Raw genomic sequence first — 12,581 nt, forward strand, 5'->3', positions numbered from 1 at the left:
GACGACTTATGGCTTATCAATCGCAAGATATTATTCGTCGTTCCGCGACTAACGGTTTCACCCCCGCGCCTCAGGCGCGGGACCACCAGCAGGAGGTGGCGAAGCTTATCGACGTCACCACCTGTATCGGCTGCAAAGCCTGTCAGGTGGCCTGCTCCGAATGGAACGATATTCGTGATGAAGTCGGTCACAACGTCGGGGTGTATGACAACCCGGCGGACCTGACCGCCAAGTCATGGACGGTGATGCGCTTCTCGGAAGTGGAGCAAAACGACAAGCTGGAATGGCTCATCCGTAAAGATGGCTGCATGCACTGCGCGGATCCGGGCTGCCTGAAGGCCTGCCCGTCAGAAGGCGCGATCATTCAGTACGCCAACGGTATCGTCGACTTCCAGTCCGAGCAGTGTATCGGCTGCGGCTACTGTATCGCCGGCTGTCCGTTCGATGTACCGCGTCTGAACCCGGAAGACAACCGCGTCTACAAATGTACCCTGTGCGTAGACCGCGTGACCGTCGGCCAGGAGCCGGCCTGCGTGAAAACCTGCCCGACCGGCGCAATCCACTTTGGCTCCAAAGAGGATATGAAAACGCTGGCCGGCGAACGCGTGGCTGAGCTGAAAACCCGCGGTTATGACAATGCGGGCCTGTACGATCCGGCCGGCGTCGGCGGCACCCACGTCATGTACGTGCTGCACCATGCCGACAAGCCGAATCTGTACCATGGCCTGCCGGAAAACCCGGAGATCAGCCAGACCGTGAAGTTCTGGAAAGGCATCTGGAAACCGCTGGCGGCCGTCGGCTTCGCCGCGACCTTCGCAGCCAGTATCTTCCACTACGTCGGCGTCGGTCCGAACCGCGCGGAAGAGGAAGAGGACAACCTGCATGAAGAGAAAGACGAGGTGCGCAAATGAAAAGACGTGACACCATCGTGCGCTACACGGCGCCGGAACGCATCAACCACTGGGTCACCGCCTTCTGCTTCATCCTGGCGGCGGTAAGCGGGTTAGGCTTTTTCTTCCCGTCCTTTAACTGGCTGATGCATATTCTCGGTACGCCGCAGCTGGCGCGTATTCTCCACCCGTTCGTCGGGGTGGTGATGTTCGCGTCGTTTATCATCATGTTTTTCCGTTACTGGCACCACAACCTAATCAATCGGGATGATATCTTTTGGGCGAAGAATATTCGTAAGATCGTCGTCAACGAGGAGGTAGGCGATACCGGGCGCTATAACTTCGGCCAGAAATGCGTGTTCTGGGCGGCGATTATTTTGCTGGTACTGCTGCTGGTGAGCGGTGTGATCATCTGGCGTCCGTATTTTGCGCCGGCTTTCTCAATCCCGGTGATCCGATTTGCGCTGATGCTGCATTCATTTGCCGCAGTGGCGTTAATTGTGGTTATCATGGTGCATATCTACGCCGCCCTCTGGGTGAAAGGCACCATTACCGCGATGGTGGAAGGCTGGGTTACCAAAACGTGGGCGAAGAAACATCACCCACGCTGGTACCGAGAGGTCCGCCAGAAACAGGAAAAGTCATCTGAATGAGTATTCGCATAATCCCGCAAGACGAGCTGGGTTCGAGCGAGAAACGCACGGCGGAAGCAATTCCGCCGTTACTGTTCCCCAGGCTGAAAAATCTGTACAACCGCCGCGCGGAACGCCTGCGCGAGCTGGCCGCTAACAACCCGCTGGGTGATTACCTGCGCTTTGCCGCACTGATCGCCCATGCCCAGGAAGTGGTGCTGTATGACCATCCGCTGCAGATGGATCTGACGGCCCGTATTAAAGCGGCCAGCGAACAGGGTAAACCGCCGCTGGATATCCACGTCCTGCCGCGCGACAAGCACTGGCACAAGCTGCTGCACTCGCTGATTGCCGAGCTGAAGCCGGAAATGAGCGGCCCGGCGCTGGCGGTCATTGAGAATCTGGAAAAAGCCTCTGAGCAGGAGCTGGAGCAAATGGCCAGCGCGCTGTTTGTTTCCGACTTCGCCTCCGTCAGCAGTGATAAAGCGCCGTTCATCTGGGCCGCGCTGTCGCTCTACTGGGCGCAGATGGCCAGCCTGATCCCGGGTAAAGCGCGCGCCGAATACGGTGAACAGCGTCAGTTCTGCCCGGTATGTGGCTCGATGCCGGTCTCCAGCATCGTGCAAATCGGCACCACTCAGGGACTGCGCTATCTGCACTGCAACCTGTGCGAAACCGAGTGGCACGTGGTGCGCGTCAAGTGCAGCAACTGTGAACAGAGCCGCGACCTGCACTACTGGTCGCTGGACAACGAGCAGGCAGCGGTGAAAGCCGAAAGCTGTGGCGACTGTGGAACCTACCTGAAGATTATGTATCAGGAGAAGGATCCGAAAGTCGAAGCCGTCGCCGACGATTTGGCGTCCCTGGTGCTCGACGCCCGCATGGAACAGGAAGGCTTCGCCAGAAGCTCAATTAACCCGTTCATGTTCCCCGGCGAAGGGGAGTAAGTTCTGCAGTGTGATTTCGGGCGGCTCTTGTCGCCCGTTTTCCTTCTTGCGATACGAGCGTAGTCAGGGATGACTCACCCGCGTCACTGACTGTCATCAGAGGCCAGCCTTTGGCTGGACACACTCGTTTCAGACGAGTTTGTCGCTCACTTGCCGTCCTCCTGCCACTCGAATTATTCAGGGTGGATTTCGTACGGCGTGACTACGCCAGGAATACCGGCAAAATCCTTCGTATTCCGCGTAATCAGTTCCAGACGATGGAGTTGCGCCGTCGCCAGAATGATGGCATCCGGCAGCTTAAGCTTATACTCCTGCCGCAGCGCAACGCTTCGCTCTGCAATATCCTGTGAGATGTTAATGATATTAAAGGTGCTCAGCGCCATTCGCGTGCGCTGCTCCTGGTGATATTTTTTAGCGCCAACCATCACCTCCATCCAGGTAATCAGACTGATCGCATTCTGCGGTGGCCAGGCCTCCAGCGCCTGTTTGGCTTCGCGACGCCCGCTAAATAAATCAATAAGAATATTGGTATCAAAAAGCGCAGATCCGGAGGTCATTACCACTCCTTGCGTAGCTGACGTTGATATTCCATGCCGTCTTCTTCGCAGTCTTGCCACAGACCCAGCGCACTGGAGATGGTATCTTTAGCTCGATCTTGTTTCTCCAGATATTGTTCAACCGCTTCACGTAACAGTTCCGCTCGCGGAATGTTACGCTGCACTTTGAGGTCATCAAGACGTTGAATGACATCGTCTGATAAATCGAGAAGAATTCTGCCCATATCCCTTTCAGCCATCATGCTCATATATACCTCAAGTATATCACCAGTGATGAAGTTATGAGCAATCTACAGCTTTTGAAATCGGAAACAAAAAGGATTTTGCCAGGTAAACGCTTTTTTGCGAGCCGCTTTCCATAATGCACAGGCGACCTCAACAGGCCTGTCTTTTCGCCATAATCCAGGCTATAACACTGGATATTAAAACAGTACAAGGAACTTCATATGGCGCTGGAAAAAGGGATTGCTTCGCGGGTTGAGGCATTTATTGCGGCAGGTCGTCCGTCATCACGCGATCAGCATATTGATGATCGGAGGGCCGGCTATATCGCCAGTGCGGTACTCGCCGGGGAGACGGAAGCACGAGTGCGGGTGGAGGATATCGCTCTGGAGGGTATGCACTTCCGCGTCGTTTCACCGCCCACTACCGACGGCCTGCTACCCACACTTATCTACTACCACGGCGGCTGTTTTGTCAGCGGCGGCTTTACCACCCACGATAACCAACTCCGTCAGTTAGCCATGTTCAGCGGTTGCCGGGTGATCGCTGTGCAGTACCGCCTGGCGCCGGAGCATACCTTTCCGGCGGCGCACGATGATGCAGAACGAGGTGCTACGATTATTCACCAGCACGCAAAGCAGCTTGGCGTTGATGCCTCGCGCATCACGCTGGCCGGCGACAGCGCCGGAGGTCATCTCGCCCTGGTCACGGCTCTGCGCCTGAAAGCGAAAGCGGCGTGGCATCCTGCACAACTGATTCTGATTTATCCAATGCTCGACCCCACCGCCAGCATGGCGAGCTACCTCAGCAATGGCGATGACTATGTGATTACCCGGGACACGCTACTGAGCGGCTACGAAATGTACCTCGCCTCGACGCCGGCAAACCATCCGGATGCCAGTCCACTCTGGCGAGAAGATTTTAACGGGCTGCCACCGGTGCATATTCTGACAGCTGAGTTCGATCCTTTACGCGATGAGGGCGAAGTGCTGTACCGAAGGCTGACGGAGCAAGGGGTGGAGAGTTCCTGTCAGCGTTATCTGGGGGTGATCCACGGCTTCTTTCAGCTGGGGGGCGTCAGCCACGCCGCGCGTGATGCTATGCGGGATATCGCCTGGCGTGTGGCATCGCCAGGACGATAACGGCCAGAGGGCGCTTACTCTTCCTCGTTGCCGCCCTCTTCATACGAGCCAAAGGGCTTCGCCGGCAGCACGATGTAGATCCCCTCGAAAACCGCGCCCTGCTTTTCGTCGCCAAAAAGCTCTACCTGCATTTGCACGCGGGCCTTACGCCCACGCGCCAGACGGTCGAGATCGCCGCTCAGCGAACCCAGGTCGGCGATGGCGCTGGGGCGGCCGCTAATGGGCTGACTGTAACGAATATGCGCATCCGCCAGAATGATGGTGCCTCCCAGATGCCGCTCGCGCAACATCAGCCAGATAAGCCCCCATCCGGTCAGGGTCGCTAACGAAAACAGGCTACCGGCAAACAGCGTATGGTGCGGATTCTGGTTCCCCGCTTCGGGCATGGTGGTAATAAATTTCTGCCCGGTGTACTGCTGAATACGCACGCCCATTTTTTCACTCAGCGGGATATGCTGATACCACGCCTGCTGAAGCTGTGCGCACCAGTCGCCGCGGTGCAAAATATCGTCCAGCGACGCGATCGGTTTAATCATCAGAAAATGACGGATCGGCGTGGTGGTTGGGGTAGTGATCTCCCCCTGATTCACAAAGCCCAGCTTGGCGAAAAACTCCACCGCATCTTCGCGGGCGCTACAGGTGACCCGCTTAACCCCTTCCTGACGCGCTACCGACTCCAGGGTCATCGCCATCAGCGTCCCCAGCCCTTTATCCTGCACGGAGGGATGAACGGCCATAAAGCGAATGGAGGCTTCATTTTCCGCATTGATATATAGCCGGCCGATGGCTACCAGATTGCCTTCTTCATCCACCACCATCTGGTGATGCGCCATCGCATCCCAGGCGTCACGTTCCGATCCTTTTGGCTGATGCAGCGGCTTACGCAGCATCTCCCAGCGGAACTGATAGTAGCTCTCTAACTCTTCTGCTGTTTGCGGTACACGAAGGTGATACATAGTCGTACTCTCTTTTGTTACCCGCAGCCTGCCCGGAAGCTGGGTCATACCTGCAACCAAAAGGTCACGGGACCATCATTGACCAAAGAAACCTGCATATCCGCAGCGAATCTTCCGGTCTGGGTGTTCATTTCCTGCTGGCGACAGCGGGCGACGAAATACTCATACAGCGCCTCAGCGCGGTCAGGGGCAGCGCCTTTCGAGAAACTCGGTCGCATCCCCCGCTCGGTATCGGCCGCCAGCGTAAATTGCGAAACCACCAGCACGCTGCCGCCCGCCTGCTGAACATTCAGGTTCATTTTCCCCTCCGCATCGCTGAAGATGCGGTAGCCCAACACGCGTTCGCAGAGGCGATTCGCTTTTTGTTCATCATCGTCTTTTTCGACCCCCAGCAGCACCAGAAGTCCCGGACCAATTTCGCCCGTCACTTCATCCTCCACGGTAACGCTTGCACGGGATACGCGTTGAATTAATGCAATCATGGTTGTTCTGTTTCTTCTGTTTTAAGTTTGCGGTATTCATCGAGAGTGACAGTAATTTCAGCGCCAAGCAAGACGATACACCAGGTCCAGTACACCCAGACGAACAAAATCGGTACCACCGAAATCACGCCATAAATTAACTGATAGGACGGAAAGGTGGTGATATAGAGGGCAAAGGCTTTCTTACCAGCCTCGAACAGCAGCGCCGCCACCAGCGCTCCGATCACTGCATCGCGGTTACGCACCTGGGTGGTCGGCACAATACTGTAGAGTAGCCAGAATGCCGCCCAGGAAAGGATCAGCGGGAAAAGGCGGAGCAGATTATCAATCACGCCGTCCAGATCGCTCGCCCAGCGCAGCGACAGCAGATACGAACTGATCGCCAGGCTGGCACCCGCCAGCAGCGGGCCAAGAGTCAGGATCATCCAGTAAACGGCAAAGGAGTAAACTTTGGGGCGACTGCGCGTACTGCGCCAGATGGTGTTTAGCGCGCTGTCGATCGAGTACATCAGCAGCAGCGAAGTGACGATCAGGCCAAACGCGCCTACCGCGGTCATGCGGCTGGAATTGGCCACGAACTGCTCGATATACCCCTGAATCACATCGCCCGTCGCCGGAATGAAATTGGCGAAGATAAAATGGCGAATCTGCACACTGACTTCGGAAAACATGGGAAAGGCCGCAAACAGCGCGAACACGACGGCTATCAGCGGCACCAGGGAAAGTAATGACACATAGGCGAGGTTTCCCGCCAGGGTGGTCATATGATCTTCATCAATGCGCCGCCACAGCAGCTTAAGCCACGCCAGCAGCGGCCGGGTATGGTGGTGTAATTTTTGATGAACGGTTTTTAGCATAGCTGATTCGCGAAATAATCAGGGATGGTCTTCTTCCCGGTCACCAGAATACTGGTGATCCCCAACCGATTAGCCCCTGCTATATTATCGACGTTATCATCAAAAAAGACCGTATCTGCGGCAGAAAATCCCTCTTCTTCCAGTACTCGCTGGTAAATTTGCGCTTCAGGCTTACGCATTCCCATCTCTTGTGACAGATAGATGCGATCGGCGGCAGCGCGCACTTCCGGGTATTCATCAGGCCAGAACGTGGTGTGAAGACGGTTGGTATTGGAGAGCACCACCACCCGATGCCCCTGGGCACGAAGTTTATGCATGATGGTAATCACCTCCGGGCGTAGCGCGACGAATACCGCCTGCCAGCCGTGAGCAAATTGCTCATAACTGAGGGACATATTCATTTCATGGCACATGGCGGCGGCAAAGTCTTCATCACTGATCTCGCCACGCTCATGCTGGTGGAAAGCCTCTCCCATGGTGAAATGCTGCTTTAGCGTCGCCAGCGGGATGCGGGTTAAATCACTCCAGGTTCCCAATACCCGGTTGAAGTCAATGTCGACAATCACATTACCTAAATCAAAGATATAGAGCATTTTTGTCTCCTTCCGCGCCGTGGAAAATTAACTTTAGCGGGAAAGATGAGGTTTGACTATGTATAAACCTGAAACAACCGCGTGGGCCGCCAGCCACTGACGAACAAAGCCGCATAACGCGGCTTTGAATAAACAGAATGAGACGGGAGGTTATTCCGTCGCAGCGCGCAGCATTTTCCTGCCACCGCTAATTCGTTTCACTAACATGACCGAGACGAACGCGCCACAGAGCGCAAAGCCCGCCATGATGCCAAAGACTATCTTGTAGCCTGCCAGACCTGGGTTGAGGTCAAGAATGTAGCCATACAGGCTGTAGCAGAACATGGCCGGCGCATAACCGATAAAGCTCCCCAGCGCCATGGCTGCGCCGGTCCGGTTTTCAGCGATTTTTGCTTCACCGATCGGGGCAAAGAATACCGCTCGCTGCGTAAACACAATTGCACCAAATCCCAGAGTGCAGATCATACCCAGATAGACCGGCATACTTTCATGGGGCAGCAATATTAACGCCACTAAGGCCAGGGTACTCACACAGAAGGTATAAAAGAGATATTTGCTTGGCGACTTAAGAATTTTATCGGCTATCAGGCCACCAATCGGTCCGCCAACCATTTTTAAACAATACTGATTAATGATGCCGTAGGCGCCCACCAGCGCTACTGGCAACAGGTAGATATTTTTCAGGAAGGGGATAAAGAAAGTGAGTCCACAGTAAACGGCGTAAACGAAGAAGACGTTAAACGCGATGAGCCAAATGGTTTTATCTTTTAATACCGAAGAGATGCTACTTTTCTCTGTGGCGCTCTCGGTGATAGCTTTCTCAGGCGCATCCTCATCCTTTTCTTTCAACATAAAAAACAGCATGATCCCGACAACAATCACGATGAGAGCATAGAACCAGATCCCGGCTTTAAAACCCAGCAAACCGCTACCAAACCAGGTAAAAATAGCTAAAGCAGAGAAGGCAATAATCGTGTCGACAACCCCCCGCCCGGTTTCAAAGAAGCCAAATAACCGCCCCTGTTGTTCGCTGTTGCCCAGCCGACTTACCGACTTTAATAGCACCGGCCAGTTCATCATATCGCAGGTAACGCCAAATAAGGCCCAAACGAAGAGAATTCCCCAATATCCAGGCATCGTCGTCAGATAGATCCCTAATAAACCTGTTGCAATCAGTGACAACGACATGGTGTAACGGCGAGGAAGCTTATCGGCAAAGTAAATTGACACGAAAAAACCAATCGTGGTCACCACTGAGTTCACCGACATGGCATTACCTATCTGGCCATTAGTCAGATGAAAATAGTCCTGCATTGGAATATAAAAGGCATCTTTCAGCGAGGGCAGTTTATAAATGGTGCCGACGCACAAGGTTAATAAACTGAATATAGCCCATTTCTTTTTTGTGAGCATAGGATCCCCTAATGATTTAACATCATTTGGTTTAAGGAAGATAACAGACCATCATCATTTATTAAAAATGATGATCCGGTATAACGAATTATCAATAAATTTAGTGTGCCAGCACGGTAAGCGCTTCGTCTTTTATTATTTGCAATGTATCTTCGACATATTTCAGCTGCGCAATCGCATCCTGCTTTTCTTTCAGCAGCCGCTCTTCAAGCTGGTCAGCATCAGGTAGCGGAGTTTCGCTCATTTGCCGCCACGGGATCCACGGGTTGTCACCTTCCGTTGCAAAACGGAACGGGGGTGCATAGTAATCCACCTCCTCTTCCAGGCCGTACGCCATGACCTGCGGCTGGTCATCGCCGAGACAAATTAATTTCGTCAGCAGCGCCTTAAATGGCATATCGCCCTGGCCTGAGTTACAGGCCCGATGCCCAAGTCCACCGTTCTCAGCAATAATACAGGCGTCTTTAATATGAACCTGCGTAATGTAAGGTGACATCAACGCTAACGCCTCAAGAGGTCGTTCATTGGCGTTGATCATATTGGCGAAGTCAAAAAGAAGCGATAACGTTGGCATTTCGCTGTGTTTAATTAAATTCACCAGTTCAACGCTTTTCAGATCTTCATGTTGCTCAAGGGTAAACGTCAGGCCAGTATGGCTATATGCTTGTTTAATGTATTGAATGTCGGTGGAAATTTTTTCAATAACGTCGTGCAAATGTCCTTCATAACGAGGATAAAAGCGAACGGATGATGCGCCTGTTTTTAAAGCGATAGTGACGGCCTGATCGATTGTTTGTTTATCGGAGGCGCTGGTCTCGATATGAATATCCAGTTGCAACGATTTTGCTTTATCTCCAAACTCGGCTAACTGGATATCATTCATATTGCTCAGCGAGTAGCGCTCGCCATCAAGAACATGTATTTTTACCCCCTTTAAATGCAGACTATCTGCAATGGTCAGTAAATCATTAGGTAAAATACGTTCAAGCCGCATATTCAAATGATAGGCATAAGCATGAAGGTAGAGTGGTATATTATCAATACGGGAAAGGATCTTCCCGGCGTTATCTTTAGTGACCATAAAATACCTACAAGTTAATAAAGAGATCCACAGCCTCAAATCGCCAGTATTCGAGATCTATCTGCACAATATTACCTGCACTATCGGCACGGTGTTTTTCTATCAGAATAGCCGGCAGACCTGCAGAGCCGCCGATGAATTTGCTCACATCGCCCGACATTCTGACGGGTCTAAAAGCCAGTTTTTTAATCACCACCGGCTTATGATATTCACGCTCCCAGACGGAGGAAAAAGACTGGTTCTTTAGTCTGCCAATAAAATCTGGCGCGACGTTAGGGTTGATAAAGGTCTCGTGGTAGAAAACTTTATGCCCTTCCAGCGCTCCCCAGCCGGTTACCAGATATAAATCATCAGCCGGAATAACATCCATCAGGGGTTTAGCAACGTCGGGATAGTCTCGGGTTCGCTGTTTTTCATTAAAGCCCCATGAGGGTTCTCTGCCCTGCTCTATGGCGGCTCGCTGAAAGCTCGCTGAGAGCTCAGGGCTATAGTTAAAACGCGGCTGGGCGACAAACCATCCTTTACGGTCTTTACGAAAGATCCTCGATTCCGCTTCAAGGCCGAGCAGCGCCTGACGCAGCGTCATCCGTTTGATGCCCAGCAGCTCACCAAGCTCTCTTTCAGAAGGCAGTTTTCCCCCCGCAGCCGTCAGCCCTTGCTTAAGCCACAGATCCAGTTTCTCTTTCGCATTTTCAACAGTGGAGAGATTTTCAGTCATTGTTTAATCCATTTGGTTTAAACCAGATAGCTCATCTTACTCTTCCGCAAAAAAAGAAAGCAATTCCTCACACAAACTTTAGGTATAAATGTGACCGATCTCTCTCGGCAACCCGGAAATAGCGCGACGACAGGCAGAGACCGCCCATAAAAAAACCCCGCCGAAGAGGCGGGGTTTAGCGAACAACAAGAAGAAAAATTACTCTTCTTTTGCACCGCGCATTGCGCGTTTACGGTCGTTCTCAGTCAGGTGACGTTTACGGATACGGATAGACGTAGGGGTCACTTCTACCAGTTCGTCGTCATCGATGAACTCCAGAGCCTGCTCCAGGGTCATCTTAATCGGCGGAACCAGAACCGTTGCTTCGTCAGTACCGGACGCACGCATGTTGGTCAGTTTTTTACCGGTCAGGCAGTTTACCGTCAGGTCGTTAGAACGACTGTGAATACCGATGATCTGGCCTTCGTAAACTTCAGCGCCGTGGCCGAGGAACAGCTTACCGCGATCCTGCAGACCGAACAGAGCGAACGCAACCGCTTTACCCTGACCGTTAGAGATCAGTACGCCGTTGTTACGCTGGCCCACTTCGCCCGGACGAACGTCGTCGTAGTGGCTGAAGGTGGAGTACAGCAGACCGGTACCAGAAGTCATGGTCATGAACTCTGAACGGAAGCCGATCAGACCACGGCTTGGGATCACGTAGTCGAGACGTACGCGGCCTTTACCGTCTGGATTCATGTTTTTCAGATCGCCTTTACGCTCGCCCAGCGCCTGCATGACAGAACCCTGGTGCTGCTCTTCGACGTCCAGCGTCACGTTTTCGAACGGCTCTTGTTTACGGCCGTCGATTTCGCGGAAGATAACTTTCGGACGGGAAACCGCCATCTCGAAACCTTCACGGCGCATGTTTTCAATCAGAACGGACAGGTGCAGTTCACCACGGCCGGAAACGCGGAACGCATCAGCGTCTTCGGTTTCTTCAACGCGCAGCGCCACGTTGTGCACCAGCTCTTTGTTCAGACGGTCCAGGATCTGGCGAGAGGTAACGAACTTACCTTCTTTACCGCAGAACGGCGAGGTGTTGACGTTGAAGAACATGGTTACGGTCGGTTCATCAACGGACAGTGCCGGCAGCGCTTCAACATTCTGCGGATCGCAGATGGTGTCGGAGATGTTCAGCTCGCCCAGACCGGTGATCGCGATGATGTCGCCAGCTTCGGCTACGTCGCTCTCGATACGCTCCAGACCCAGGTGAGTCAGAACTTTACCGACTTTACCGTTACGGGTTTTGCCTTCGCTATCGATGATAGTGACCTGCTGGTTCGGCTTCACTTTACCGCGTTTGATGCGGCCGATACCGATGACGCCAACATAGTTGTTGTAGTCCAGCTGGGAAATCTGCATCTGCAGCGGACCGTCAAGGTCAACGTCCGGCGCCGGCACGCGATCAACAATCGCCTGATACAGCGGGGTCATGTCGTCAGCCATGTCTTCGTGGTCCAGACCCGCGATACCGTTCAGCGCGGACGCGTAAACGATCGGGAAGTCCAGCTGTTCGTCAGTCGCATCAAGGTTAACGAACAGGTCGAACACCTGATCGACAACCCAGTCCGGACGGGCACCCGGACGGTCAACTTTGTTGATGACCACGATCGGCTTCAGGCCGTGGGCAAAAGCTTTTTTGGTCACGAAGCGCGTTTGCGGCATCGGGCCATCAAAGGCATCGACCACCAGCAGCACAGAGTCAACCATGGACATAACACGCTCAACCTCACCTCCGAAGTCGGCGTGCCCTGGGGTATCAACGATGTTGATACGGTAATCATTCCATTTGATTGCGGTGTTTTTAGCGAGGATGGTAATCCCACGCTCTTTCTCCAAATCGTTGGAGTCCATCACACGTTCTTGTGCTTCAGTACGTGCGTCGAACGTACCGGATTGCTGTAGCAGCTTGTCAACCAGGGTAGTTTTACCATGGTCAACGTGCGCGATGATGGCGATATTACGCAGATTTTCGATCACAACTTTGCCTCAGGCATTAGAAATAGCGCGTTATTGTACACGTATTAAGCGAAGGACTGAACAGGATCA

The 12,581-nt window shown here is 53.2% G+C and carries 14 protein-coding genes; 4 read left to right on the forward strand and 10 right to left on the reverse strand.

Features of this window, described 5'->3' with window-relative positions; translation table 11 throughout:
• Positions 1-8: 8 nt before the first annotated feature.
• Genes fdxH through fdhE form a run of 3 tightly spaced genes read left to right on the forward strand, consistent with a single transcriptional unit; the run spans position 9 to position 2,469 of the window.
• Positions 9-911, forward strand: coding sequence for a formate dehydrogenase subunit beta (fdxH, locus tag CWM53_RS19050; protein ID WP_002882822.1), 903 nt, complete (start codon positions 9-11; stop codon positions 909-911).
• Entirely contained in the window at positions 908-1,543 is a 636-nt protein-coding gene (gene fdoI, locus CWM53_RS19055; protein WP_061156261.1) for a formate dehydrogenase cytochrome b556 subunit, read from the forward strand. Before fdxH ends, fdoI begins: the two co-directional genes overlap by 4 nt.
• Positions 1,540-2,469, forward strand: coding sequence for a formate dehydrogenase accessory protein FdhE (gene fdhE, locus CWM53_RS19060; RefSeq protein ID WP_004150358.1), 930 nt, complete (start codon positions 1,540-1,542; stop codon positions 2,467-2,469). Before fdoI ends, fdhE begins: the two co-directional genes overlap by 4 nt.
• A gap of 173 nt (positions 2,470-2,642) precedes the next feature.
• Here fdhE and CWM53_RS19065 read toward each other — a convergent pair whose 3' ends face one another.
• Together CWM53_RS19065 and CWM53_RS19070 are read right to left on the reverse strand one after the other, a co-directional pair.
• Positions 2,643-3,026 (reverse strand): type II toxin-antitoxin system VapC family toxin, encoded by a 384-nt coding sequence (locus CWM53_RS19065; protein WP_002882817.1) that lies wholly within the window; start codon positions 3,024-3,026, stop codon positions 2,643-2,645.
• On the reverse strand, positions 3,026-3,268 hold the full coding sequence (locus CWM53_RS19070; protein WP_004150355.1) for a CopG family transcriptional regulator: 243 nt from the start codon (positions 3,266-3,268) through the stop codon (positions 3,026-3,028). The genes CWM53_RS19065 and CWM53_RS19070 overlap by 1 nt, the downstream gene beginning before the upstream one ends.
• A 204-nt stretch (positions 3,269-3,472) precedes the next feature.
• On the opposite strand from CWM53_RS19070, the gene CWM53_RS19075 reads away from it, so the two are divergent.
• Complete coding sequence (locus CWM53_RS19075) at positions 3,473-4,390, forward strand: alpha/beta hydrolase (RefSeq protein WP_074387461.1); 918 nt, start codon at positions 3,473-3,475, stop codon at positions 4,388-4,390.
• A 14-nt stretch (positions 4,391-4,404) separates the two neighbouring features.
• Here CWM53_RS19075 and fabY read toward each other — a convergent pair whose 3' ends face one another.
• The 8 genes from fabY to typA all read right to left on the reverse strand — a co-directional run bounded on the left by fabY (position 4,405) and on the right by typA (position 12,512).
• Positions 4,405-5,346 carry a fatty acid biosynthesis protein FabY gene (fabY, locus tag CWM53_RS19080; RefSeq protein WP_165784254.1) on the reverse strand — a complete coding sequence of 314 codons (942 nt, stop codon included), beginning with the start codon at positions 5,344-5,346 and terminating at the stop codon, positions 4,405-4,407.
• A 44-nt stretch (positions 5,347-5,390) separates the two neighbouring features.
• Entirely contained in the window at positions 5,391-5,828 is a 438-nt protein-coding gene (dtd, locus tag CWM53_RS19085; RefSeq protein WP_012543288.1) for a D-aminoacyl-tRNA deacylase, read from the reverse strand.
• Positions 5,825-6,685, reverse strand: a complete 861-nt coding sequence (locus CWM53_RS19090; RefSeq protein ID WP_074387464.1) for a virulence factor BrkB family protein — start codon at positions 6,683-6,685, stop codon at positions 5,825-5,827. The genes dtd and CWM53_RS19090 overlap by 4 nt, the downstream gene beginning before the upstream one ends.
• Complete coding sequence (gene yihX / locus CWM53_RS19095; protein WP_100632113.1) at positions 6,679-7,278, reverse strand: glucose-1-phosphatase; 600 nt, start codon at positions 7,276-7,278, stop codon at positions 6,679-6,681. Before yihX ends, CWM53_RS19090 begins: the two co-directional genes overlap by 7 nt.
• 150 nt (positions 7,279-7,428) lie before the next feature.
• Positions 7,429-8,691 (reverse strand): MFS transporter, encoded by a 1,263-nt coding sequence (locus tag CWM53_RS19100; protein ID WP_100730484.1) that lies wholly within the window; start codon positions 8,689-8,691, stop codon positions 7,429-7,431.
• Between the two features lie 100 nt (positions 8,692-8,791).
• On the reverse strand, positions 8,792-9,772 hold the full coding sequence (locus tag CWM53_RS19105; protein ID WP_100730485.1) for a sugar phosphate isomerase/epimerase family protein: 981 nt from the start codon (positions 9,770-9,772) through the stop codon (positions 8,792-8,794).
• Between the two features lie 7 nt (positions 9,773-9,779).
• Positions 9,780-10,490 carry a GntR family transcriptional regulator gene (locus CWM53_RS19110; RefSeq protein ID WP_074387467.1) on the reverse strand — a complete coding sequence of 237 codons (711 nt, stop codon included), beginning with the start codon at positions 10,488-10,490 and terminating at the stop codon, positions 9,780-9,782.
• A 198-nt stretch (positions 10,491-10,688) separates the two neighbouring features.
• On the reverse strand, positions 10,689-12,512 hold the full coding sequence (gene typA, locus CWM53_RS19115; RefSeq protein ID WP_008807909.1) for a ribosome-dependent GTPase TypA: 1,824 nt from the start codon (positions 12,510-12,512) through the stop codon (positions 10,689-10,691).
• Positions 12,513-12,581: the final 69 nt, after the last annotated feature.

Origin of the sequence: Klebsiella sp. A-Nf5 (assembly GCF_002810545.1) — a bacterium.
GTDB lineage: Bacteria > Pseudomonadota > Gammaproteobacteria > Enterobacterales > Enterobacteriaceae > Klebsiella > Klebsiella variicola.

Bases quoted from the DNA above. Each gene is read 5' to 3' on its own strand.
- CWM53_RS19110 (WP_074387467.1), bottom strand. From the start codon at position 10,490: ATGACTGAAAATCTCTCCACTGTTGAAAATGCGAAAGAGAAACTGGAT.
- CWM53_RS19105 (WP_100730485.1), bottom strand. From the start codon at position 9,772: ATGGTCACTAAAGATAACGCCGGGAAGATCCTTTCCCGTATTGATAAT.
- fabY (WP_165784254.1), bottom strand. From the start codon at position 5,346: ATGTATCACCTTCGTGTACCGCAAACAGCAGAAGAGTTAGAGAGCTAC.
- dtd (WP_012543288.1), bottom strand. From the start codon at position 5,828: ATGATTGCATTAATTCAACGCGTATCCCGTGCAAGCGTTACCGTGGAG.
- fdhE (WP_004150358.1), top strand. From the start codon at position 1,540: ATGAGTATTCGCATAATCCCGCAAGACGAGCTGGGTTCGAGCGAGAAA.
- CWM53_RS19070 (WP_004150355.1), bottom strand. From the start codon at position 3,268: ATGATGGCTGAAAGGGATATGGGCAGAATTCTTCTCGATTTATCAGAC.
- fdxH (WP_002882822.1), top strand. From the start codon at position 9: ATGGCTTATCAATCGCAAGATATTATTCGTCGTTCCGCGACTAACGGT.
- yihX (WP_100632113.1), bottom strand. From the start codon at position 7,278: ATGCTCTATATCTTTGATTTAGGTAATGTGATTGTCGACATTGACTTC.
- CWM53_RS19065 (WP_002882817.1), bottom strand. From the start codon at position 3,026: ATGACCTCCGGATCTGCGCTTTTTGATACCAATATTCTTATTGATTTA.
- fdoI (WP_061156261.1), top strand. From the start codon at position 908: ATGAAAAGACGTGACACCATCGTGCGCTACACGGCGCCGGAACGCATC.
- CWM53_RS19100 (WP_100730484.1), bottom strand. From the start codon at position 8,691: ATGCTCACAAAAAAGAAATGGGCTATATTCAGTTTATTAACCTTGTGC.
- CWM53_RS19075 (WP_074387461.1), top strand. From the start codon at position 3,473: ATGGCGCTGGAAAAAGGGATTGCTTCGCGGGTTGAGGCATTTATTGCG.
- CWM53_RS19090 (WP_074387464.1), bottom strand. From the start codon at position 6,685: ATGCTAAAAACCGTTCATCAAAAATTACACCACCATACCCGGCCGCTG.